The organism is Streptomyces sp. NPDC088785, from assembly GCF_044750685.1.
Lineage (GTDB): Bacteria > Actinomycetota > Actinomycetes > Streptomycetales > Streptomycetaceae > Streptomyces.
On the sequence record NZ_JBIVKH010000002.1, the window covers coordinates 867,119 to 888,657 of the forward strand.

A 21,539-nucleotide genomic window follows, 5' to 3' on the forward strand; every position below is an offset into this window, starting at 1 on the left:
GGCCGCCCGCCTCCGCCCACCGCGACCCGAAGGACCCCAGGTCGCGCCCCCTCCCCGCCCCGGGCACCATCAAGACATGATCACCAGACTTCGGGCACTGGCCACCCGGTGGACCGTCCTCGTCCCGGTGCTGGCGATCGTGCTGCTCGCGTTCACCTGGGGGCGCGACCTGCCGGGTTTCCTGGTCGCCGTCGCCTCCCTGGTCCTCGCCGGATCCGTCCTCGCGGCCGTCCACCACGCGGAGGTCGTCGCCCATCGGGTCGGTGAACCCTTCGGCTCCCTCGTGCTCGCCGTCGCCGTCACCGTCATCGAGGTGGCGCTCATCGTCACGCTGATGGCCGACGGCGGCGCCAAGAGCTCGACGCTCGCCCGCGACACCGTCCTCGCCGCCGTCATGATCACCTGCAACGGCATCGTCGGTGTCAGCCTCCTCGCGGCGTCCCTGCGCCACCGAGTGGCGATCTTCCAGTCGGAGGGGACCGGCGGCGCGCTCGCGACCGTGGCCACCCTCGCCACGCTCTGCCTCGTCCTGCCCACGTTCACGACGAGCAGGGTCGGGCCCGAGTTCTCCACGTCGCAGCTGGTCTTCTCGGCCGTCTCCGCGATCGTCCTGTACGGCCTGTTCGTCGCGACGCAGACCGTGCGCCACCGCGACTACTTCCTGCCGATCTCCCGGCAGGGCGTCGTCATCGACGCCGACGACCACGCCGAAGCACCGACGAACCGCACCGCGCTGCTCAGCCTCGGGCTGCTCGGTCTCGCCCTCGTCGGCGTGGTCGGGCTGGCCAAGGGCGTCTCCAAGACGATCGAGCACGGGGTGGAGGCCGCGGGCATGCCGCAGGCCGTCGTCGGCGTGATCATCGCGCTGCTGGTGCTGCTGCCGGAGACGATCGCGGCCCTGCGCGCCGCCCGGCGCGACCGCGTACAGACCAGTCTCAACCTCGCGCTCGGCTCGGCGATGGCCAGCATCGGACTGACCGTGCCGGCCGTCGCCATCGCCTCGTTCTGGCTGTCGGGGCCGCTCGTCCTCGGTCTGGGCGCCACCCACATGGTGCTGCTCGCGCTGACCCTGGTGGTCAGCACGCTCACCGTCGTGCCCGGACGGGCGACACCGCTCCAGGGCGGCGTGCATCTGGTGATCCTCGCCGCATACGTGGAACTCGCCGTCACGCCGTGACCGCGTCCGGCGCCACCGCGGCGGGCGCCGTTTCCGGCAGCAGCAGGAAACACCCCAGGCTCAGCGCCGCGACGCCCGACAGATACAACCCCACGCCCCATGGAACCCCCGTCCCCTCACCGGCCAGCGCCGTCGCCACGATCGGCGTCAGTGCCCCGCCCAGCACACCGCCCAGGTTGTAGCCGACGGCGGCACCCGTACAACGCACCCGCGGTTCGTACAGTTCCGGCAGATACGCGGCGATCACGGCGAACATCGCGATGAACGCGAGCAGGGCCACCAGGAACCCCAGGAACATCAACAGCGGTTCCCTCGTGGACAGCAGAGCCACCATCGGCGCCATCCACACCACGGCCACCGCACACCCCGCGAGACACACCGGCCGCCGTCCGTACCGGTCACCGAGCAGCGCCGCCACGGGAGTCAGCGCCCCCTTCACGACGACCGCCGTCATGATGCAGGTCAGCATGACGCTGCGGCTCACCCCCAGTTGCTCCACTCCGTAGGCGAGCGACCAGGTGGTCACCGAGTAGAAGATCGCGTACCCGACGGCGAGCGCGCCCGCGGTGAGCAGCACCAGCCGCCCGTGCCCGCGCACCACCTCGGCGAGCGGCAGCCGGGCGGGCTCCTCCATGGCGAGGAACGTCGGGCTCTCCACCAGGGAGGAGCGCAGCCAGAGCCCGACCAGTGCCAGCACGCCGGCGGCCCAGAAGGGCACCCGCCAGCCCCAGGTGGCGAACTGCGCGTCGGTGAGGGTCGTCGACAGGACGAGCATGATGCCGTTGGCCAGCAGGAAACCCGCGGACGGGCCGATCTGGGGCAGGCTCGCCCACAGGCCGCGCCGCCCCGCGGGCGCGTGCTCGGCCGTCAGCAGGACCGCGCCGCCCCACTCGCCGCCCAGGCCGAGACCTTGCAGGAAGCGCAGCAGGAGCAGGAGCAGGGGAGCGGCCACCCCGATCGACGCGTAGGTGGGCACGAATCCGACCGCGACGGTCGTCGCCCCGGTCAGCAGCAGCGAGCCGACCATGACGGGCCGCCGCCCCCTGCGGTCCCCGATGTGCCCGAACAGGACCGATCCGAGCGGCCGGGCCACGAAGCCCACTCCGAAGGTCGCGAAGGCCGCGAGGGTTCCCGCGAGCGGCGAGAACGTCGGGAAGAAGAGCGGGCCGAGGACGAGCGCCGCCGCGGTGCCGTAGACGAAGAAGTCGAAGAACTCGATGGCCGTCCCGACCAGGGCGGCCGCCGCGAGCCGCGGCAGTGACGGAGGGTGAGAAGTGTGCATGACGCGGCAACTACCCGTGATCTGCGCTGGTTACGGGGCGTGCGAGAGCGCGACGAGAGGCGCACGAAAGCGCTCGGCGTTCCCGTGCCCGACCCCCGTCCGGTCCGCCTCGGAGCCGCGCGCGGCCCGTCCCCGGGGCTCCGCCGGGTCCGTGTCGGCCGACGTCCCGCGCGCGAAGGGCGCGTGATAGACCCTCAGGGAGCAACCGCCCCACGTACGGAGGTCCCAGTGCCGCACACCCTCGCCAGCGCCCCGATCATGGTTCTCAACGGCCCCAACCTGAACCTGCTCGGCAAGCGTCAGCCGGAGATCTACGGCCACGACACCCTCGCCGACGTCGAGGCACTGTGCGTGAAGGCGGCCGCCGCCCTGGGCGCCACCGTCGACTTCCGGCAGTCCAACCACGAGGGCGAGCTGGTCGACTGGATCCACGAGGCCCGGGAGAACCACGTGGGCGTCGTCATCAACCCGGCCGCCTACTCGCACACCTCGGTGGCGATCCTGGACGCGCTCAACGCCTGCGACGGCCTGCCGGTGATCGAGGTCCACATCTCGAACGTCCACCAGCGCGAGGAGTTCCGCCACCACTCCTACGTGTCGCACCGCGCGGACGGGGTGATCGCGGGCTGCGGCGTGCAGGGCTACGTGTTCGGGGTGGAGCGGGTGGCGGCGCTGACCGCACCCGGCACCGCGCGCGCCTAGCGCCCGGGGACACCCACCAGCACCGGGGACGGCTACAGGCGTCCGGCCTCCACGATCCGGCGCAGGAACCGGCGGGTACGTTCCTGCCGCGGGTCCCCGAACACGGCTTCGGGGGAGCCGCGTTCGAGCACGACACCGCCCTCCAGGAAACAGACCTGGTCGGCGACCTCCCGCGCGAAGCTCATCTCGTGGGTGGCCAGCACCATGGTCATGCCCTCGCCCTTCAGGTCGCGCACGACGTCGAGGACCTCTCCCACCAGCTCCGGGTCGAGGGCCGCGGTGATCTCGTCGAGGAGCAGCAGCCGCGGCCTGACGGCGAGAGCCCGCACGATCGCCGCACGCTGCTGCTGGCCGCCGCTGAGCCGGTCCGGGTACTCGTGGGCCTTCGCGCCGAGCCCGAGGCGCTCCAGCAGCTCCCCGGCGTGCTCCTCGGCCGCCTTGCGCGCGACGCCGTGGACCCGGCGCGGGGCCAGCGTGATGTTCTCCAGGACCGTCATGTGCGGGAACAGGTTGTAGGCCTGGAACACGATCCCGATGCGGCGCCGCACCGTGTCCGCGTCCGTGCGCGGATCGGTGATCTCCTCGCCGCTCAGCCAGATCGCCCCGTCGTCGATCTCCTCCAGGAGGTTGGCGCAGCGCAGCAGCGTCGACTTCCCGGAACCGGAGGAGCCGATCAGCGCCGTCACGGTGTGCGGGGCGACATCGAGGTCCACGTCGCGCAGCACCACGCTCTCGCCGAACGTCTTGCGCACGGACCGCATCCGCAGCACGGGCTCGGTCATACGAGGCCTCCTTGAGCCCGGCGCCGGTCCATGCGGGCCGTCACCCAGTCCGTGAAGCGGGTCATGGGGATGGTGAGGGCGACGAACACCAGTCCGGCGACCACGTAGGGCGTGTAGTTGAAGTCCTTGCCGGCGATGATCTGCGCCGCGTACACGGCGTCCACCGCACCTCCGATGGAGACGAGCCCCGTGTCCTTCTGGAGCGAGACCAGGTCGTTCAGCAAGGGAGGCACGACTCGGCGCACCGCCTGGGGCAGCACTACGTAGCGCAACGTCTGGCGGCTGCTGAGCCCCAGGGAGCGCGCCGCGGCCCGCTGCGAGGAGTGCACCGACTCGATGCCGGCGCGGAAGACCTCGGCGACGTACGCCGAGTAGGTCAGCACGAGCGCAGCCCCTCCGAGGAGCACGGGATCCGTGGTGACCCCCTGGAGCCGCAGGGCGGGCACCCCGAAGATGACCAGCAACAGGCAGATGATGAGCGGCAGTCCGCGGAAGAAGTCCGTGTAGGCCGTGGCAAGGGCCCGTACCGGGAAGAACACCGGCCCTTGCAGCGTGCGCGCCAGGGCCAGCAGCATCCCCAGGACGAGTACGCACGCCCCGCACACCGCCAGGAGGCGGACGTTCAGCCACAGTCCTTCGAGGACGTCGGGCAGCGCCACGCGCGCGTAGTGCGCGCTGAAGAACGTCTCCTTGGTGCGGTCCCAGCCGGGGGAGCGGGTGACGACGAGGAACAGCACGGTGCCGGTCACCAGGGTGCTCAGCGCCGCGATGGCGGTCGCGCGGCGCGTGCGGGCCCGCCGGTGGCGCTCGCGGGCCCGACGGCGCTCGGAGGGGACGTAGGTGTCCCGGGCGGCGGGCTGCTCGGCGACCGTCACTTGAGCACCGGTGCGTCGACGGCCTCGGACAGCCACTTCTTCTCCAGGGAGGCGAGCGTGCCGTCCTTGCGGAGCGCGTCGACGGCGTCCGTCACGCACGGGGTGAGCCGGCTCTCCTTGTCGAGGACGAGGCCGAACTGTTCCGGTGTGCCGGTGGAGTTCTCGAACTGGCCCACCACCTCGGCGTCGGTGACCTCGGCGCCCGTTATGTAGAAGGCGGTCGGCAGGTCGACGACGATGGCGTCCACCTGGCCGTTCTTGAGGGCGGACTTGGCGAAGTCGTTCTTCTGGTAGACGGCCGGCTTCTGACGGGGCTCCACCAGGTCGTTGATGAAGTCCAGGCTGGTGGTGCCGACCTGGGCGCCCAGCTTGACGTCCTTGAGGTCGGCCACGGTCTTCGCCCCGGCCGCCTTGGAGGACTTCAGGGCGACGACGGCCTGCCGCACGTCGTAGTAGCCCGAGGAGAACGCCACGGCCTTCTTGCGGGCGGCGCTGATCGACACCTGGTTGATGTCGAAGTCGAACTTCTTGGCACCCGGTGCGAAGGAGCTGTTGAACGGGACGGTCCGCCAGGCCACCCGCGGTTTCCCGTAGCCGAGCCGCTTCGCCACGGCGTACGCGACCGCCGACTCGAAGCCCTGGCCGTTGGCCGGGTCGTCGTCCTTGAACCACGGCGCGTAGGCGGGCTTGTCGGTCCCCACGGTCAGCTTCCCGGAGGCCACCGTGGACAGCTTGCCGGGGGCGCAGGACGAGGCGCCGGCGGGCTTGTCCCCGGCCCCGTCATCGGATTCGGGGGCGCAGGCCGCCGTCGCGGCCAGGACGACGGTCGAGCAGACGGCAAGACGCACGATGCGGTTGTCGAGAGGCATGGCGGGAGAGTGACAGCGCTCAGGCCCGTCTGTCGAGGTCAGACGGGCAACTGTCCGCATGGTGGGAACGGTGTTGCAGGTTCGTGAACACCCGGCCCGCGCCGCCCTCCCGGGTCACCAGCCGCGGGCGCGCCACTCCGGCAGGTGCGGCCGCTCGGCCCCCAGGGTCGTGTCGTTCCCGTGCCCCGGGTAGACCCAGGTCTCGTCGGGGAGCCGCGCGAAGATCTTCGTCTCCACGTCGTCGATGAGGCTGGCGAAGGCCTGCGGGTCCTTCCGGGTGTTGCCCACGCCTCCCGGGAAGAGGCAGTCGCCGGTGAAGACGTGCGGGTGGCCGTGCGGGTCGTCGTAGACCAGTGCGATGGAGCCCGGCGTGTGGCCCACGAGGTGGCGGGCGGTGAGGGAGATCCGGCCGAACTCGATGGTCTCCCCGTCGGCCACGGCCACGTCCGTCGCCACCGGGATGCCCTCGGCGTCGTCGCGTCCCGCGTACGTGCGCGCGCCGGTCGCCGCGACGACGTCGGACAGGGCCTGCCAGTGGTCCCCGTGCCGGTGGGTGGTGACGACGGCCGCGATGCCGTCGTCGCCGATGAGCCGCAGCAGGGTCTCCGGCTCGCTCGCCGCGTCGATGAGGAGCTGCTGGTCGGTCGCGCGGCAGCGCAGCAGATAGGCGTTGTTGTCCATCGGCCCGACCGCGACCTTGGAGATCATCAGGCTCTGCAACTCGTGCACGTCCGCCGGGCCGCCGACCTTCACCGTTCCGCTGTACGTCATGGGCTCAGCCTATAGCGGGGGCAGGGCGGGCAGCAGGCCCCCCGTGACGGTCAGCCCGGCACCCGCGCGACGGCCGCAGAGCCAGCCCAGGAGGTCCGCGGGACGGCCCGTGACGGCTCGCGCCGAACCGGTCGCGCCGCCCCCTGTGGTCCAGTTCCCGGTGCCGAAACCGGCGCCCCGGCTCCACACGCGTCCCGTGTCCGTGGCCAGGGCCGTCGACGGCACGTCCCGGTGCCCGGCGAAGCGCTCGGCGAGGAAGTCGATCTCGCGGTAGGTGAACTCCTCGGGGAGGTCCTCCAGCTCGTAGCCGATCCCGAGGTCCACGTGGTGCAGCTCCACCTCCACGAGGCGGCGGAAGGGGATGCGGGACGCGCTGTCGGTGACCCCGTTGCGGAGCTCGACCGTCCGTCCCCAGTCACCGTCCTCGGCCCCGACCCGCCCGAAGCGCTCCGCGCTCGCGCGCACGTCCTCGATCTGCTCGCGCAGGTCGCGGGGGGCGCCCCGCTCGATGTCGGCGTCGCGCACCTCGGCGCCGGCGTACATGGGCCGGCCCTCCAGGACGTTGACCAGAGCGTCGGCGTTCCGGGCGAGGTGGGCGAGCACGTGCCCCCGGCTCCAGCCCGGAAGCCGTGACGGCTCGGTCACACCGGCGTTGTCCAGGGTGCTGATCGCAGCGAGCAGCCGGTCGGTCGCTTCGCGTACAGACGCCAGGTCGCGCACATGATCACTCATGACGCCGACGATAGCGGCGCCACACGTTCGGGTGAAGGCGGCCGACCTCACACGTAAATCGAATACACGTGCTATATGGTCGAGTGCGACATCGGGCATGGTTGAAGGTCCGGGTTTGTTGGCAAACAGGGAAACCAACCGGCGTTGTCAGTGGCTCCCTCTACTCTTCGAAAGACAGCCTTCTCGTAATGTCTCCGGGACCCCTCGGAGGCCGGCGCGAGAGTCAGACCTCGGGAGACGGGGGCCTTCGCCCCTGTCGCTTCTCTCTAGAAAGGTGCGGACCGGCGTGGCCGACCGTCTCATCGTCCGTGGCGCGCGCGAGCACAATCTCCGGAATGTCTCGCTCGACCTCCCGCGCGACTCCCTCATCGTCTTCACCGGTCTGTCCGGCTCCGGCAAGTCCTCGCTCGCGTTCGACACGATCTTCGCCGAGGGCCAGCGCCGGTACGTCGAGTCGCTGTCCTCGTACGCCCGTCAGTTCCTCGGCCAGATGGACAAGCCGGACGTCGACTTCATCGAGGGCCTGTCGCCGGCCGTCTCGATCGACCAGAAGTCGACGTCGCGCAACCCGCGCTCCACGGTCGGCACCATCACCGAGGTCTACGACTATCTGCGCCTGCTCTTCGCGCGCATCGGCAAGCCGCACTGCCCCGAGTGCGGCCGCCCCATCGCGCGCCAGTCGCCGCAGGCCATCGTCGACAAGGTCCTGGAGCTGCCCGAGGGCAGCCGCTTCCAGGTCCTCTCGCCGCTGGTGCGCGAGCGCAAGGGCGAGTTCGTCGACCTCTTCAGCGATCTCCAGACCAAGGGCTACTCCCGCGCGCGCGTGGACGGCCAGACGATCCAGCTCTCCGAGCCGCCGACCCTGAAGAAGCAGGAGAAGCACACCATCGAGGTGGTCGTCGACCGCCTCACGGTGAAGGACTCCGCCAAGCGCCGCCTGACCGACTCCGTGGAGACCGCGCTCGGCCTGTCCGGCGGCATGGTCGTGCTCGACTTCGTCGACCTCCCCGAGGACGACCCGGAGCGCGAGCGCATGTACTCGGAGCACCTGTACTGCCCGCACGACGACCTGTCCTTCGAGGAGCTGGAGCCCCGCTCCTTCTCCTTCAACTCGCCCTTCGGCGCCTGCCCGGACTGCACGGGTATCGGCACGCGCATGGAGGTCGACCCCGAGCTGATCGTCCCCGACGAGGACAAGTCGCTCGACGAGGGCGCCATCCACCCGTGGTCGCACGGCCACACCAAGGACTACTTCGGCCGTCTCGTCGGGGCGCTCGCCGACGCCCTCGGCTTCCGTACGGACATTCCGTTCGCCGGACTGCCGCAGCGCGCGAAGAAGGCGCTGATCTACGGCCACAAGACGCAGATCGAGGTCCGCTACCGCAACCGGTACGGGCGCGAGCGCGTGTACACGACGCCCTTCGAGGGCGCCGTCCCGTTCGTCAAGCGCCGCCACAGCGAGGCCGAGTCGGACGCGAGCCGCGAGCGCTTCGAGGGCTACATGCGCGAGGTGCCCTGCCCGACCTGTGAGGGCACGCGCCTCAAGCCGATCGTGCTGGCCGTCACCGTCATGGACAAGTCGATCGCCGAGGTCTCGGCGATGTCCATCAGCGACTGCGCCGACTTCCTGGCCAAGCTGACGCTGAACGCGCGCGACAAGAAGATCGCCGAGCGCGTCCTGAAGGAGGTCAACGAGCGGCTCCGCTTCCTCGTCGACGTGGGCCTCGACTACCTGTCGCTGAACCGGGCGGCGGGCACCCTCTCCGGCGGCGAGGCCCAGCGCATCCGCCTCGCCACGCAGATCGGCTCCGGTCTCGTCGGCGTGCTGTACGTCCTTGACGAGCCGTCCATCGGCCTCCACCAGCGCGACAACCACCGCCTGATCGAGACCCTGGTCCGCCTGCGGGACATGGGCAACACACTCATCGTCGTCGAGCACGACGAGGACACCATCAAGGTCGCCGACTGGATCGTCGACATCGGCCCCGGCGCGGGTGAGCACGGCGGCAAGGTCGTGCACAGCGGCCCGTTGAAGGAGCTGCTGAAGAACGCCGAGTCGATGACCGGCCAGTACCTGTCAGGCAAGCGGGCCATCCCGATCCCCGACCTGCGACGCCCGGTGGACCCCGGGCGCCGTCTCACGGTGCACGGCGCCAAGGAGAACAACCTGCGGGACATCGACGTGTCCTTCCCGCTGGGCGTCCTCACGGCTGTCACCGGCGTCTCCGGCTCGGGCAAGTCCACGCTGGTCAACGACATCCTCTACACGCACCTGGCCCGCGAGCTGAACGGCGCCCGCACGGTCCCCGGCCGGCACACGCGCGTGGAGGGCGACGACCTCGTCGACAAGGTCGTGCACGTCGACCAGTCGCCGATCGGCCGCACCCCGCGGTCGAACCCGGCGACGTACACCGGTGTCTTCGACCACGTCCGCAAGCTGTTCGCCGAGACCACCGAGGCGAAGGTCCGCGGCTACCTGCCGGGACGCTTCTCCTTCAACGTCAAGGGCGGCCGCTGCGAGAACTGCTCGGGCGACGGCACGATCAAGATCGAGATGAACTTCCTGCCGGACGTGTACGTCCCGTGCGAGGTCTGCCACGGCGCCCGGTACAACCGGGAGACGCTGGACGTCCACTACAAGGGCAAGTCCATCGCCGAGGTCCTGGACATGCCGATCGAGGAGGCATTGGGCTTCTTCGAGGCGGTGCCCGGGATCGCCCGCCACCTCAGGACGCTGAACGACGTGGGCCTCGGCTACGTCCGGCTCGGCCAGTCCGCGCCGACCCTGTCCGGCGGCGAGGCGCAGCGCGTGAAGCTCGCCAGCGAGTTGCAGAAGCGGTCCACGGGACGCACCGTCTACGTGCTCGACGAGCCGACGACCGGTCTGCACTTCGAGGACATCAGCAAGCTGATCACGGTGCTCTCGGGCCTCGTGGACAAGGGCAACTCGGTCATCGTCATCGAGCACAACCTCGATGTCATCAAGACCGCGGACTGGGTCATCGACATGGGCCCCGAGGGTGGCAACGGCGGCGGCATCGTCGTCGCCGAGGGCACCCCGGAGGAGGTCGCGGCGGAGCCCGCCAGCCACACCGGCAAGTTCCTGCGCGACATCCTCGGCGCCGACCGCGTCAGCGACGCCCCGGTGCCCGCGACGCGTGCCCGCAGGACCACGGCCAAGAAGGCGGTGGCGGCGGGCAGGGCGCCGGCGAAGAAGGTGGCGACGGCCAAGACCGCCGCCACCAAGCCGGCCGCCACGTCGACCACCAAGAAGGCCGCGTCGACCACGAAGAAGGCGACTCCGGCGAAGTCGGCGGCCACGAAGTCCACGGCCAAGAAGACCGCGGCGAAGAAGACGACCGGCAGGGCCCGCAAGGCCTGACGCATCGAAGTGGCCCGGTCCGACCCGTCGGACCGGGCCACTTCGCCGTGCACGCCCCGCCACCCAAAAGTCACTCTCCGTGAAAAAATCGGCGCCCCGTGGGAACTCCCCACGGGGCGCCGCACGTTCAACGGTCAGCCAGCCTGGTCCTGCGGTTCACGAGGCGCCACGAACTGCATGTCCAGTTGCACCTTGACAACATCAGAGAGCAGGCCGCCGCCGAAATCGAGTCCGAAGTCGCTGCGCCGGATCTCCCCCGTCGCCTCGAATCCGGCGTGCCGGCTCCCGTCCGCGGGCACGTCGACGACCCCGCCGAACTCCACGTCGAGCGTCAGCGGACGGGTCACGTCACCGATGGTCACCTCACCCTCCAGGGACCAGTCCTCGTCCGACCCGCTGACCCGGGTCGAGCGGAAGACCATGGTGGGACGCCGCTCCACGTCCAGGAGGTCCGCGGAGCGGGTGTGCGCGTCCCGATCGGCGTTGCCCGTGTCGATCGAGGCGAGCGAGATGGTGGCCGTCACCCGCACGTCGGCCGGCGTCTCGCCGACGTGCAGCCCGGCCTCGACCTGGGTGAAGCGGCCGCGCACCTTCGCGATCCCCAGGTGCCGGATCGTGAAGCCCACCGCCGAGTGCAGCCGGTCCAGGGTCCAGTCGCCGGGGACCAGGGGCAGTGCCACGGTGGACGTCGCGGTCGCGGTCGCGGAGAAGGAGGTGGAGGTGGAAGTGGGGGTGGTCGCGGAATCGTTGTCAGCCATGCGTCCACTCTGTGCCGGGGTGCCGGACGCCAGGAAGGCCGAGCCGAGAGTGGTAGTGACAGGGCCACGATGTGCGGCCGCCCGGATTGGTACGTTCGCCGGGTGAGTGACAACGAGTTGGGTACGTTCCTGCGGACGCGCCGCGAAGCGGTCACTCCCGCCGAAGCGGGGCTGCCGACCGGTCCGCGCCGCCGCACTCCGGGACTGCGCCGCTCCGAGCTGGCCACGCTGGCCGGGGTCAGCGTGGAGTACCTGACCCGGCTCGAACAGGGGCGGGACCGCAATCCGTCGCCGTCGGTCCTCGGCGCCCTGGCCGACGCCCTGCGCCTTGCGACGGACGAGCGGCTGCTGCTGCGCCGCCTGGCGAAGGCGAGCGGGGCGGACGCCGCGTTCTGCTCCGGGGTCACCGCTCCGTCCCAGGCGGTCAGGCCCGGTGTCCGCGCAGTGCTGCGCCGCCTCGAACCGGCCCCGGCGGTCCTGGTGAACTGGGTCGGCGACATCCTGGCCCACACCGACGGCTACGCCCGTTTCGCCGGACCGCTCGGCATCCTGGACGGCGAGCGGCCCAACCTCCTGCGGTACGTGTTCACCGACGAGCGGGCCCGCCTCGTCCACCCCGACTGGGACCGGGTCGCCGACGACCAGATCGCGCGATTCCGGCAGGGCGCGCCGCTCGTGGACGCTCATGTCATCGCTCTCGTCGACGAGTTGACGGTGACCGCGGGTGCGTCCTTCGCCGACCGGATGGCGGCGGCGCCGACTCTGCCCCGGCGCGCCGGTCACGACCTCGTGGAGCACCCCGAGGCGGGGCCGCTGCGCATGGCGTACGAGGCCCTGTCGCTGCCGGACGCCGACGCGCAGACGATCCTCGTCCTGCTGCCGGCCGACGACGCCACGGCGGCGGCCCTCGACCGGCTCGACGGACGCACCCCGGGGGCGCTGCGCGCGGTCAACGGCTGAGACGGCCGGGGCCGGGGCCGGGGGCGGGGGCGGGACCGGACCGAACCCGGCACCCGCATCTCGCCGGGCCCCGGGCCGCAGGACCCGACGCCTACACCCCGCCGACCTCGGACGCGTACGGCGGTTCCGCGCCGGCGCGGGAGCAGGTGATCGCCGCCGCGTGCGCCGCGAATCCGAGCAGGCGGGTCCAGCCGTCGCCGTCCAGGCCGCCGACGGCGGCGGGGGAGAGGGCGTCCCGCTGCGCAAGGCCGTGCAGCAGTGCCGCGTTGACGGTGTCACCGGCGCCGATGGTGTCGACGACCTCGACCTGCTCACCCGGCACGGCGTGTTCGCCGCCGTCCCGGGTGAAGACGGTCAGGCCGTTCCCGCCGCGGGTGAGCACCACGGCGGCGGGACCGTCGGCCAGCCACTCCCGTGGGGTGCCGCCCAGCCACTGCGCGTCCTCCTCGGACAGTTTGAGGAGCGTGGTCGACGGCAGCCAGCTCTTGAAGCGGGTCCGGTAGGCGTCCGCGTCGGGGATCAGCCCGGCCCGGATGTTCGGGTCGAGCGCGGTGAACAGGCCCTGCGCGGCGGCCGAGCGCATCACCTCCTCGTAGGCCGTGGCGCCCGGCTCCAGAACCAGCGAGCAGGTGCCGAACGACACCGCGCGCGTCCCCGACGGCAGCCGGTCCGGCACCGAGAAGAGGCGGTCGGCGGTGCCCTCCGCGTAGAAGGAGTAGCCGGCCGACCCGTCGGGCCCGATGGCCGTGACCGCCAGCGTCGTCGGTTCGTCGCCCCGCTGCACGGGGGACACGTCCACGGCTGCCGAGCGCAGGCCGGCCAGCAGGGCCTCGCCGAACCCGTCCCGCGACAGGCGCGAGCAGAACGCGACGGGGGAGCCGAGCCGGCCGAGGGCCACCGCCGTGTTGTACGGGCCGCCGCCGAGACGCGGCGCGAGCTGGGGCAGCCCCGCCGCCCGCCGGTCCACCCCGTCGGCGGGGCTCGCCTCCAGCGGGACGAGGTCGATCAGGGCCTCTCCGGCGACGACGATCACAAGGGGGCCTTTCGGACGGCGGGACGGGACGGGGACGGCCAGGTCGGCGGGCGTACTGCATGGTGCGGGTGCGGGTGCGGGTGCGGGTGCGGGTGCGGACTGTGGACTGCGGACTGCGGTTGTGCCCGGCCGCCCCGGCTGGGCGCCGGGCCGAGACGGGTCGGGTCGGGTCGGGTCGGGTCGGGCCCACCATGTGAGCCGTCCGACGGCAGGCTAGAACGTCAGCGCCGCGGAGGGCAGCACCCGCCCCCGACCCGGGCACGTCCAGAGCCGAAGCGGGCACGGCGAGGACAGGGTCGGGCAGCGCCCGCGCGCGGGAGTTCCGCCCTCGCCGCCTCCCCGGGCTTCCGGAAAGTCCCCGTCGCCCCGTCTCTCCCGGGGGCCCCGGGAAGCGCCCGTCGCCCCGCCGGTATCGTCTGATCTGTCACCCCTGATCAGCCTCAAGGCCGCTCGGTTCTCGGTCTGTCGCCCGGCTGTTCCTCCGCCCAGCGACCCCTGTGGAGCCCCGATGGCCGGCACGACCCCTTCCCGTATCTCCCGTCGCACCGCACTGCGCGGCGCCGCCCTCGCGGGGACGGCCGGGATCGGCCTGACCGCGTGCTCGACCGGGTCGGACTCGGGCGCGGCCGCCGCACCCACCGCCCCCGTCGACCTGGGCAGGGCCGAGGACGTGCCCGAAGGCGGTGCGAAGCTCTACAAGGACGAGCACGTCGTCGTCAGCCGCGCCAAGGGCGGCGACTACAGAGCCTTCAGCACCATCTGCACCCACGCGGGCTGCCCGATCGCCCTGCTCAAGGGCACGGAACTGACGTGCAACTGCCATGGCAGCAAGTTCGACGCCACCACCGGCAAGGTCCTCCAGTCCCCGGCGACGCAACCGCTGGAGGAGCTGTCGGTGAAGGTCGAGGGCGGCAAGATCGTCGCGGGCCCCCAGAAGTAGTCGCGGGCCTCCCGCGCTCTCCCTCCCGCTCTCGCCCCGGTTCCTCCCTACTCCCAGTCCCAGCCGATCCCCAGCAGCCCCACCCGCACCGGTTGCTCCACCACGTGCACGGACCGGTGCCGGACGCTGAGTGCCAGTTCCCGGCGGTCCACGCGCGGTGCCGCCGTCGACTGCTGGGCGAAGCGGTGGCAGCGTACGGGCAGCGCGGCAGCGGCGAACCGCACCTGGAGCGCGTACTGCCCGGCCGGGCGGCCGAATCCCCGGATGTACTCGCTCGAAGCGCCCGCCGTGCCGTCCTCGAACCCGTACCGGAACACGTGGGTCTCCCCGGACCGCAACCGGGTGTCGAAGAGCAGTTCCGCCACCAGCACCCCGGTACCGGTGTCCCAGCGCACCCGCCCCGTACGACAGTTCTCCATGGCCTCCACCGCCACCTCGCCGGGGGAGCAGCCCGGACCTCCGTGGTGGACGGCCACATAGCGATCCACTCCGTCGCGGTGGGCCCGCACGATGTGCTGCGAGTCCCTGCCGAGCAGCTCCCTGTGCGCGCCGATCCGGACCCGTTCGACGTGCCCCACGGTGCGCGGGCCGCCGTCCAGGGGCGATCCCAGGTCGGCCAGCAGCCGGTCGAGGGCTCCGGAGGCCGTGACCAGGGCACGGTAGGAGCGGGTCGTGGGCCGTCGGGTGGCCACGGCCTTCTCGCCCGGGCCGAGCAGCCTGATCAGCGACTCGTCGGGCAGTCGCAGGATCTCCTCCAGCGCGCGCACCGCCCGCATCGACTCGTCGCGCTGCGGTCGCCGAGCGCCCTGTTGCCAGTAACTCAGGCTCGTCACCCCGACCTTGATGCCCTGGCGTGACAGATGGTGCTGAACCCGGTGCAGCGGCAGTCTCCGGGCGGCGATCGCGGCGCGCAGAGCGACATGGAACGGACCGCTCCGCAGAGCCGCCTCCAACGAGGGAGCGGGTTCCGGCACGGATGTAAGGGCCGACGGTGCCGGTGGAACCGACCCCGACCCCGACCCCGACCCCGGCCCTGACCCGGGCGTCGGCACCGTTGTCGAGGTCGGACCCAGCCCCCGGGTCGGTCCCGGTGTCGCGCTCATGTGCCGTTCGCCCAGTCGCATCGGGGTCTCCCGCTTCTCCGCGCACCGCCTGCGGCATGTGGACGTCCACATCACCGTCACCGGGCGCTCGCGCCGGTCGGAGTGGGGCGGCCGATCGACGTACCGAGGTCGTTTCCGCGTCGGTGGGCCGTCGTCCGGGAGGCGGCCGAGTCGCGCCGGTCACCTTCGCACGGCCACCTCCGTACGGCGTCCTTCGCCACCCGAAGTCACCCGGCATTGAAGCGTGTTGATCTGCCGCCGACAAGGGTCGGCGTCAGCGGTGCGTCCGGCTTGGCGGAAATGGGCGTGATGGGCACCGCGCCCACCCCGCCGACCGCGGGGAGACCCCGACCCGCCGGCCCGCCACCCTCCAGGCTCGCCGACCGACCGGGCCGACCGGGCCGAGGGGACTGACCTGGCGGGGTGTGCGGTGGTCCGGTGGGCGGACCGGCCCGAAGTGTCACACCCCGGAAGTAGGGTGTCTGACATGGCCGACCCCTCCAGCTACCGCCCCAAGCCGGGACAGATCCCCGACTCCCCAGGGGTGTACAGGTTCCGTGACGAACACCGCAGGGTGATCTACGTCGGAAAGGCGAAGAGCCTGCGCCAGCGCCTGGCGAACTATTTCCAGGACCTCGCGAATCTGCACCCGCGCACCCGCACCATGGTCACCACGGCCGCGTCCGTGGAGTGGACCGTGGTGTCCACGGAGGTCGAGGCGCTCCAGCTGGAATACTCCTGGATCAAGGAATATGACCCCCGGTTCAACGTCAAGTACCGCGACGACAAGAGCTATCCGTACCTCGCGGTGACCATGAACGAGGAATTCCCCCGGGTCCAGGTCATGCGGGGCCAGAAGAAGAAGGGCGTGCGCTACTTCGGCCCGTACACGCACGCCTGGGCGATCCGCGACACCGTCGACCTGCTGCTGCGGGTCTTCCCGGTGCGGACCTGCTCCACCGGAGTGTTCAAGAACGCGGCGAGGACCGGCCGCCCCTGCCTCCTCGGCTACATCGGCAAGTGCTCGGCGCCCTGCGTCGACCGCGTCACCCCGGACGAGCACCGCGAACTGGCGGACGAGTTCTGCGACTTCATGACCGGACGGACGGGGACGTACATCCGCCGCCTGGAGAAGGAGATGCAGGCGGCGGCGGAGGAGATGGAGTACGAGCGGGCGGGCCGCCTGCGCGACGACATCGAGGCCCTGAAGAAGGCCATGGAGAAGAGCGCCGTCGTGCTCGCCGACGCCACCGACGCCGACCTCATCGCCCTCGCGGAGGACGAGCTGGAGGCGGCGGTCCAGATCTTCCACGTGCGCGGCGGCCGCGTCCGCGGCCAGCGCGGCTGGGTCACCGACAAGGTCGAGGCCGTCACCAGCGGTGACCTGGTCGAGCACGCGCTCCAGCAGCTCTACGGCGAGGAGAGCGGCGACGCCGTCCCCAAGGAGGTCCTCGTCCCCGCGCTGCCCGAGCCCGTCGAGCCGATCCAGGCCTGGCTGACCGAGCGCCGCGGCTCCATCGTCTCGCTGCGCATCCCGCAGCGCGGCGACAAGAAGGCCCTCATGGAGACCGTTCACCGCAACGCACAGCAGGCGCTTGTCCTGCACAAGACCCGGCGCGCCTCCGACCTGACCACCCGCTCGCGCGCCCTGGAGGAGATCGCCGAGGCCCTCGACCTGGGCGGGGCCCCGCTGCGCATCGAGTGCTACGACATCTCCCACCTCCAGGGCGACGACGTCGTCGCCTCCATGGTGGTCTTCGAGGACGGCCTCGCCCGCAAGAGCGAGTACCGGCGCTTCCAGATCAAGGGCTTCGAGGGCCAGGACGACGTGCGCTCCATGCACGAGGTCATCACGCGCCGCTTCAAGCGCTATCTCGCCGCCCAGGAGAAGTCGGCCGACTGGTCCGACGCCGAGCTCGACGACGAGACCGAGCAGGAGATGCGCCTCACCGAGGACGACGGCCGGCCCAAGAAGTTCGCCTATCCGCCCCAGCTGGTCGTCGTCGACGGCGGCCAGCCGCAGGTCGCGGCGGCCAAGCGGGCCCTGGACGAGCTGGGCATCGACGACATCGCCGTGTGCGGCCTCGCCAAGCGCCTCGAAGAGGTCTGGGTGCCGGACGAGGACGACCCGGTGGTGCTGCCGCGGACCAGCGAAGGGCTCTATCTTCTCCAGCGGGTGCGCGACGAGGCGCACCGCTTCGCGATCACCTACCAGCGCACCAAGCGGGCCAAGCGCTTCCGGGCCGGCCCGCTGGACGACGTACCGGGACTGGGTGACGCCCGTAAGCAGGCCCTCATCAAGCACTTCGGTTCGGTGAAGCGGCTGAGGTCCGCCACAATCGACCAGATCTGCGAGGTTCCCGGCATAGGCCGCAAGACCGCCGAGACCATCGTGGCCGCCTTCGCGCTGGCGGCACCGGCGGCACCCGCGGTGAACACGGCCACCGGAGAGATCATGGAAGACGACGACCAGACCGACCACCACACCGAGGACAGCGCCGCGGACCGGGCCCAGGACCAGGCCACGGACCCCGCGCCGGACGCGCGGACCGGCGAGGAGCCCGTGGGCGCTTCGGAAGAACGACGGGGGCAGGAGCCATGAGCGAGCAGGACCACGAGAGCAGCGGCACCGGCGAAGCCGGCGGTACGGCACACGGCTCCGCAGCGCCGGAGCGGCCGACCGGGCAGCAACCCGACCATGGAGCAGCAGTGAGTACCGGCACAGGCACCACCCACGACACCCCCGGAGCCACCGACTCCGCCATCCCCGAGCTGGTGATCATCTCGGGGATGTCGGGCGCGGGCCGCTCCACCGCCGCCAAGTGTCTGGAGGACCTCGGCTGGTTCGTCGTCGACAACCTGCCGCCCGCGCTGATCCCCACGATGGTGGAGCTCGGCGCCCGCTCGCAGGGGAACGTGGCACGGATCGCGGTCGTCGTCGACGTCCGCGGCCGCCGCTTCTTCGACAACCTCCGGGAATCCCTCGCCGACCTGGAGTCCAAGCACGTCACCCGGCGCATCGTCTTCCTGGAGTCCTCCGACGAGGCGCTGGTGCGCCGCTTCGAGTCGGTGCGCCGCCCGCACCCCCTCCAGGGCGACGGCCGCATCGTCGACGGCATCGACGCCGAGCGGGAACTCCTGCGCGAGCTGCGCGGCGACGCCGACCTCGTCATCGACACCTCCAGCCTGAACGTGCACGAGCTGCGCGCCAAGATGGACGCCCAGTTCGCGGGCGAGGAGGAGCCCGAGCTGCGGGCCACCGTCATGTCGTTCGGCTTCAAGTACGGTCTGCCCGTCGACGCCGACCTCGTCGTCGACATGCGGTTCCTGCCGAACCCGCACTGGGTCCCCGAGCTGCGCCCCTTCACCGGGCTCAACGAGGAGGTCTCGAACTACGTCTTCTCGCAGCCCGGCGCCAAGGAGTTCCTGGACCGCTACACCGAGCTGCTCCAGCTGATCGCGGCCGGCTACCGGCGCGAGGGCAAGCGGTATGTGACCATCGCCGTCGGCTGCACCGGAGGCAAGCACCGCTCCGTCGCCACCTCGGAGAAGCTCGCCGCCCGCCTCGCCGCGCAGGGCGTGGAGACGGTGGTCGTCCACCGGGACATGGGCCGGGAATGACAGGACGCACGCTCCGGCTCACCAGCAGGATCCGCCGCAGAACCTCCCCGGCGGCGCCCGGCAGGGGCGCCACGCCCAAGGTCGTCGCGCTCGGCGGCGGCATGGGCCTGTCCGCCTCCCTCGCGGCGCTGCGCCGCATCACGGGCGACCTCACGGCCGTCGTCACGGTCGCCGACGACGGCGGCTCCAGCGGGCGCCTCCGCGACGAGCTGGGCGTCCTGCCGCCCGGCGACCTGCGCAAGGCCCTCGCGGCCCTGTGCGGCGACGACGACTGGGGCCAGACCTGGGCCCGCGTCATCCAGCACCGCTTCCAGTCACCCGGCGAGATGAACGGCCACGCCGTCGGCAATCTGCTGATCGTCGCCCTGTGGGAGCAGCTCGGGGACCACGTCCAGGCCCTCGACCTCGTCGGCAAGCTGCTGGGCGCGCACGGCCGGGTCCTGCCCATGTCGGCGGTGCCGCTGGAGCTCCAGGCCGAGGTCAGGGGAGACGATCCGACGCGCCCGGACGACATCCGGACCATTCGCGGTCAGGCGAACGTCGCGCTCACCCTGGGCGAGGTCCAGTCCGTGCACGTCGTGCCGCACGACCCGCCGGCCGTTCCCGAGGTGGTCGCGGCCGTACTCGACGCGGACTGGGTGGTGCTGGGCCCGGGCTCCTGGTTCTCCTCGGTGATCCCGCACCTCCTGGTGCCCGAACTGCTCGACGCGCTCGTCGAGACGAAGGCCCGCAAGGTGCTCTCGCTCAACCTCGCTCCGCAACCCGGAGAAACCGATGGCTTCTCCCCGCAGCGTCATTTGGAGGTTTTGGGACGACACGCCCCTAAACTCGCCCTGGACGTGGTGCTGGCCGACGAGGCCGCCGTGCCCGACCGCGATGAACTCATCGATGCCGCCAAGGAGCGATTCGGTGCCGCGGTCGAGCTGGCGCCGGTAGCCAGACCCGACGGAACTCCAAGGCACGATCCGGAGCTGTTGGCCGCCGCGTACGACCGTATTTTTCGGATGCATGGAAGGATCGGCCCATGGCGATGACGGCAGCGGTGAAGGACGAAATCTCCCGGCTCCCCGTCACCCGGACCTGCTGCAGGAAGGCCGAGGTCTCGGCGATCCTGCGGTTCGCGGGCGGCCTTCACCTGGTGAGCGGCCGCATCGTGATCGAGGCGGAGCTGGACACCGCGATGGCCGCCCGGCGGCTCAAGCGGGACATTCTGGAGATCTTCGGGCACAGCTCGGAGCTGATCGTGATGGCACCGGGCGGGCTGCGCCGCGGCTCGCGCTTTGTCGTACGGGTGGTGGCGGGCGGCGACCAGCTGGCCCGCCAGACGGGGCTCGTGGACGGCCGCGGCCGTCCGATCCGGGGTCTGCCCCCGCAGGTGGTCTCGGGGGCCACCTGCGACGCGGAGGCGGCCTGGCGGGGCGCCTTCCTGGCGCACGGCTCGCTGACCGAGCCGGGGCGCTCCAGCTCGCTGGAGGTGACCTGCCCGGGCCCGGAGGCCGCGCTCGCGCTGGTCGGCGCCGCCCGCAGGCTCTCGATCGCCGCCAAGGCCCGCGAGGTGCGCGGCGTCGACCGGGTCGTCGTCCGGGACGGTGACGCGATCGGCGCGCTGCTCACCCGGATGGGTGCTCATGAGTCGGTGCTCGCGTGGGAGGAGCGGCGGATGCGCCGCGAGGTCCGCGCGACCGCCAACCGCCTGGCGAACTTCGACGACGCGAACCTGCGCCGCTCGGCGCGCGCCGCGGTCGCCGCGGGTGCGCGGGTGCAGCGCGCCCTGGAGATCCTGGCCGACGAGGTGCCCGAGCACCTGGCGGCGGCCGGACGGCTGCGGATGGAGCACAAGCAGGCCTCCCTGGAGGAGCTGGGCGCGCTCGCCGACCCGCCGCTGACCAAGGACGCCGTCGCCGGCCGGATCCGCCGCCTGCTGGCCATGGCGGACAAGCGGGCGCAGGACCTCGGCATCCCGGGCACGGAGTCGAACCTGACGGAGGAGCTGGCCGACGAGATGGCGGAGGAGATGGCCGAGGACCTCGCGGGCAGCCTCGCGGACAACATGGTGGGCTGAGGCCCGCCGACCGGCGCGCGGAGCCGGTGGCGGTACCCCCGAAGGGTGCCGCCACCGGCTTTTCCCGTCTTCCGGTCCTCCCGCTTCCGGCCCCCGGCGGCCGGTCCCGCGATTTCGCCTCAATTTCCTGTTGGCCACCTGTCGGCCGCCACTTCCCGCGCGCATTTATCCGGTCATCGGCCGGCTCATCGGCCGGCCGCCGAAATCCGGAAAGCGGACGTCCGGACCGCCGCCGTTCACCGACACCCCGCCGGTCCGCGGCGGGCCCCGCCACCCGGACGGCCCAGGTCCCCGGGCCCCCGCCCATTGCGCTCATCGGAATGGTCCCGCGCTCAATTAGCGACCGAACGGCCGGATCGGCGCGGAAATACCCTCGAAATAAGCCGCGGCCACGACGTTACTGGTGAGTACGAGTCGATGAGCGCTGTGTACGGACGCTCGATGTCACCCAAAGCCTTTATGAGAGGTAGGGTCGGAGGCGGTCGGGGAC

The 21,539-nt window shown here is 71.6% G+C and carries 18 protein-coding genes; 9 read left to right on the forward strand and 9 right to left on the reverse strand.

The window, feature by feature from the left end; translation table 11 throughout:
• Window positions 1-76: 76 nt before the first annotated feature.
• Complete coding sequence (locus ACIP5K_RS09555) at window positions 77-1,177, forward strand: calcium:proton antiporter (protein WP_401407175.1); 1,101 nt, start codon at window positions 77-79, stop codon at window positions 1,175-1,177.
• On the opposite strand, the gene ACIP5K_RS09560 is transcribed toward ACIP5K_RS09555, so the two are convergent.
• A complete protein-coding gene (locus tag ACIP5K_RS09560; protein ID WP_401407177.1) occupies window positions 1,167-2,459 on the reverse strand; it encodes an MFS transporter in 1,293 nt (430 codons plus the stop codon). The genes ACIP5K_RS09555 and ACIP5K_RS09560 overlap by 11 nt on opposite strands.
• A gap of 228 nt (window positions 2,460-2,687) precedes the next feature.
• Between ACIP5K_RS09560 and aroQ the strand changes: the two genes are divergently transcribed.
• Window positions 2,688-3,161, forward strand: coding sequence for a type II 3-dehydroquinate dehydratase (gene aroQ, locus ACIP5K_RS09565; protein WP_401407179.1), 474 nt, complete (start codon window positions 2,688-2,690; stop codon window positions 3,159-3,161).
• A 32-nt stretch (window positions 3,162-3,193) separates the two neighbouring features.
• Here the strand turns inward: aroQ and ACIP5K_RS09570 are convergent, their stop codons facing one another.
• From ACIP5K_RS09570 to ACIP5K_RS09590, 5 genes are all read right to left on the reverse strand, one after another.
• Entirely contained in the window at window positions 3,194-3,943 is a 750-nt protein-coding gene (locus ACIP5K_RS09570) for an amino acid ABC transporter ATP-binding protein (protein ID WP_401407181.1), read from the reverse strand.
• A complete protein-coding gene (locus ACIP5K_RS09575; protein WP_401407183.1) occupies window positions 3,940-4,818 on the reverse strand; it encodes an amino acid ABC transporter permease in 879 nt (292 codons plus the stop codon). The genes ACIP5K_RS09570 and ACIP5K_RS09575 overlap by 4 nt, the downstream gene beginning before the upstream one ends.
• On the reverse strand, window positions 4,815-5,687 hold the full coding sequence (locus ACIP5K_RS09580) for an ABC transporter substrate-binding protein (RefSeq protein ID WP_401407185.1): 873 nt from the start codon (window positions 5,685-5,687) through the stop codon (window positions 4,815-4,817). The genes ACIP5K_RS09575 and ACIP5K_RS09580 overlap by 4 nt, the downstream gene beginning before the upstream one ends.
• A 114-nt stretch (window positions 5,688-5,801) precedes the next feature.
• Window positions 5,802-6,458, reverse strand: a complete 657-nt coding sequence (locus ACIP5K_RS09585) for an MBL fold metallo-hydrolase (protein ID WP_401407187.1) — start codon at window positions 6,456-6,458, stop codon at window positions 5,802-5,804.
• Window positions 6,459-6,467: 9 nt separating this feature from the next.
• The gene (locus ACIP5K_RS09590; RefSeq protein WP_401407189.1) at window positions 6,468-7,190 is read right to left on the reverse strand and encodes a maleylpyruvate isomerase family mycothiol-dependent enzyme; all 723 of its coding nucleotides are present in this window, start codon (window positions 7,188-7,190) and stop codon (window positions 6,468-6,470) included.
• Between the two features lie 286 nt (window positions 7,191-7,476).
• On the opposite strand from ACIP5K_RS09590, the gene uvrA reads away from it, so the two are divergent.
• Window positions 7,477-10,572: an excinuclease ABC subunit UvrA gene (uvrA, locus tag ACIP5K_RS09595; protein WP_401407191.1), complete on the forward strand. Its 3,096-nt coding sequence runs from the start codon at window positions 7,477-7,479 to the stop codon at window positions 10,570-10,572.
• 134 nt (window positions 10,573-10,706) lie between these two features.
• Here uvrA and ACIP5K_RS09600 read toward each other — a convergent pair whose 3' ends face one another.
• Window positions 10,707-11,330, reverse strand: coding sequence for a YceI family protein (locus tag ACIP5K_RS09600; RefSeq protein ID WP_401407193.1), 624 nt, complete (start codon window positions 11,328-11,330; stop codon window positions 10,707-10,709).
• Between the two features lie 102 nt (window positions 11,331-11,432).
• On the opposite strand from ACIP5K_RS09600, the gene ACIP5K_RS09605 reads away from it, so the two are divergent.
• Complete coding sequence (locus ACIP5K_RS09605) at window positions 11,433-12,290, forward strand: helix-turn-helix domain-containing protein (RefSeq protein ID WP_401407195.1); 858 nt, start codon at window positions 11,433-11,435, stop codon at window positions 12,288-12,290.
• Between the two features lie 91 nt (window positions 12,291-12,381).
• On the opposite strand, the gene ACIP5K_RS09610 is transcribed toward ACIP5K_RS09605, so the two are convergent.
• Complete coding sequence (locus ACIP5K_RS09610; protein WP_401407197.1) at window positions 12,382-13,323, reverse strand: carbohydrate kinase; 942 nt, start codon at window positions 13,321-13,323, stop codon at window positions 12,382-12,384.
• 508 nt (window positions 13,324-13,831) lie between these two features.
• On the opposite strand from ACIP5K_RS09610, the gene ACIP5K_RS09615 reads away from it, so the two are divergent.
• The gene (locus ACIP5K_RS09615; RefSeq protein WP_401407199.1) at window positions 13,832-14,263 is read left to right on the forward strand and encodes a Rieske 2Fe-2S domain-containing protein; all 432 of its coding nucleotides are present in this window, start codon (window positions 13,832-13,834) and stop codon (window positions 14,261-14,263) included.
• Window positions 14,264-14,310: 47 nt separating this feature from the next.
• Here the strand turns inward: ACIP5K_RS09615 and ACIP5K_RS09620 are convergent, their stop codons facing one another.
• Entirely contained in the window at window positions 14,311-15,096 is a 786-nt protein-coding gene (locus tag ACIP5K_RS09620) for a hypothetical protein (RefSeq protein WP_401407201.1), read from the reverse strand.
• A 757-nt stretch (window positions 15,097-15,853) separates the two neighbouring features.
• On the opposite strand from ACIP5K_RS09620, the gene uvrC reads away from it, so the two are divergent.
• Genes uvrC through whiA form a run of 4 tightly spaced genes read left to right on the forward strand, consistent with a single transcriptional unit; the run spans window position 15,854 to window position 21,049 of the window.
• Window positions 15,854-17,968: an excinuclease ABC subunit UvrC gene (uvrC, locus tag ACIP5K_RS09625; RefSeq protein WP_401407202.1), complete on the forward strand. Its 2,115-nt coding sequence runs from the start codon at window positions 15,854-15,856 to the stop codon at window positions 17,966-17,968.
• Complete coding sequence (gene rapZ / locus ACIP5K_RS09630; RefSeq protein WP_401407203.1) at window positions 17,965-18,987, forward strand: RNase adapter RapZ; 1,023 nt, start codon at window positions 17,965-17,967, stop codon at window positions 18,985-18,987. The genes uvrC and rapZ overlap by 4 nt, the downstream gene beginning before the upstream one ends.
• Window positions 18,984-20,021: a uridine diphosphate-N-acetylglucosamine-binding protein YvcK gene (gene yvcK / locus ACIP5K_RS09635; RefSeq protein WP_401407204.1), complete on the forward strand. Its 1,038-nt coding sequence runs from the start codon at window positions 18,984-18,986 to the stop codon at window positions 20,019-20,021. Before rapZ ends, yvcK begins: the two co-directional genes overlap by 4 nt.
• The gene (gene whiA, locus ACIP5K_RS09640; protein ID WP_401407206.1) at window positions 20,012-21,049 is read left to right on the forward strand and encodes a DNA-binding protein WhiA; all 1,038 of its coding nucleotides are present in this window, start codon (window positions 20,012-20,014) and stop codon (window positions 21,047-21,049) included. The genes yvcK and whiA overlap by 10 nt, the downstream gene beginning before the upstream one ends.
• The last annotated feature ends 490 nt before the right edge of the window (window positions 21,050-21,539 follow it).

What these genes read in the sequence shown, in the direction of transcription:
- ACIP5K_RS09555 (WP_401407175.1), top strand. Translation starts at nt 77, where the DNA reads ATGATCACCAGACTTCGGGCACTGGCCACCCGGTGGACCGTCCTCGTC.
- ACIP5K_RS09560 (WP_401407177.1), bottom strand. Translation starts at nt 2,459, where the DNA reads ATGCACACTTCTCACCCTCCGTCACTGCCGCGGCTCGCGGCGGCCGCC.
- ACIP5K_RS09570 (WP_401407181.1), bottom strand. Translation starts at nt 3,943, where the DNA reads ATGACCGAGCCCGTGCTGCGGATGCGGTCCGTGCGCAAGACGTTCGGC.
- ACIP5K_RS09580 (WP_401407185.1), bottom strand. Translation starts at nt 5,687, where the DNA reads ATGCCTCTCGACAACCGCATCGTGCGTCTTGCCGTCTGCTCGACCGTC.
- ACIP5K_RS09585 (WP_401407187.1), bottom strand. Translation starts at nt 6,458, where the DNA reads ATGACGTACAGCGGAACGGTGAAGGTCGGCGGCCCGGCGGACGTGCAC.
- ACIP5K_RS09590 (WP_401407189.1), bottom strand. Translation starts at nt 7,190, where the DNA reads ATGAGTGATCATGTGCGCGACCTGGCGTCTGTACGCGAAGCGACCGAC.
- ACIP5K_RS09600 (WP_401407193.1), bottom strand. Translation starts at nt 11,330, where the DNA reads ATGGCTGACAACGATTCCGCGACCACCCCCACTTCCACCTCCACCTCC.
- ACIP5K_RS09615 (WP_401407199.1), top strand. Translation starts at nt 13,832, where the DNA reads ATGGCCGGCACGACCCCTTCCCGTATCTCCCGTCGCACCGCACTGCGC.
- uvrC (WP_401407202.1), top strand. Translation starts at nt 15,854, where the DNA reads ATGGCCGACCCCTCCAGCTACCGCCCCAAGCCGGGACAGATCCCCGAC.
- rapZ (WP_401407203.1), top strand. Translation starts at nt 17,965, where the DNA reads ATGAGCGAGCAGGACCACGAGAGCAGCGGCACCGGCGAAGCCGGCGGT.
- yvcK (WP_401407204.1), top strand. Translation starts at nt 18,984, where the DNA reads ATGACAGGACGCACGCTCCGGCTCACCAGCAGGATCCGCCGCAGAACC.
- whiA (WP_401407206.1), top strand. Translation starts at nt 20,012, where the DNA reads ATGGCGATGACGGCAGCGGTGAAGGACGAAATCTCCCGGCTCCCCGTC.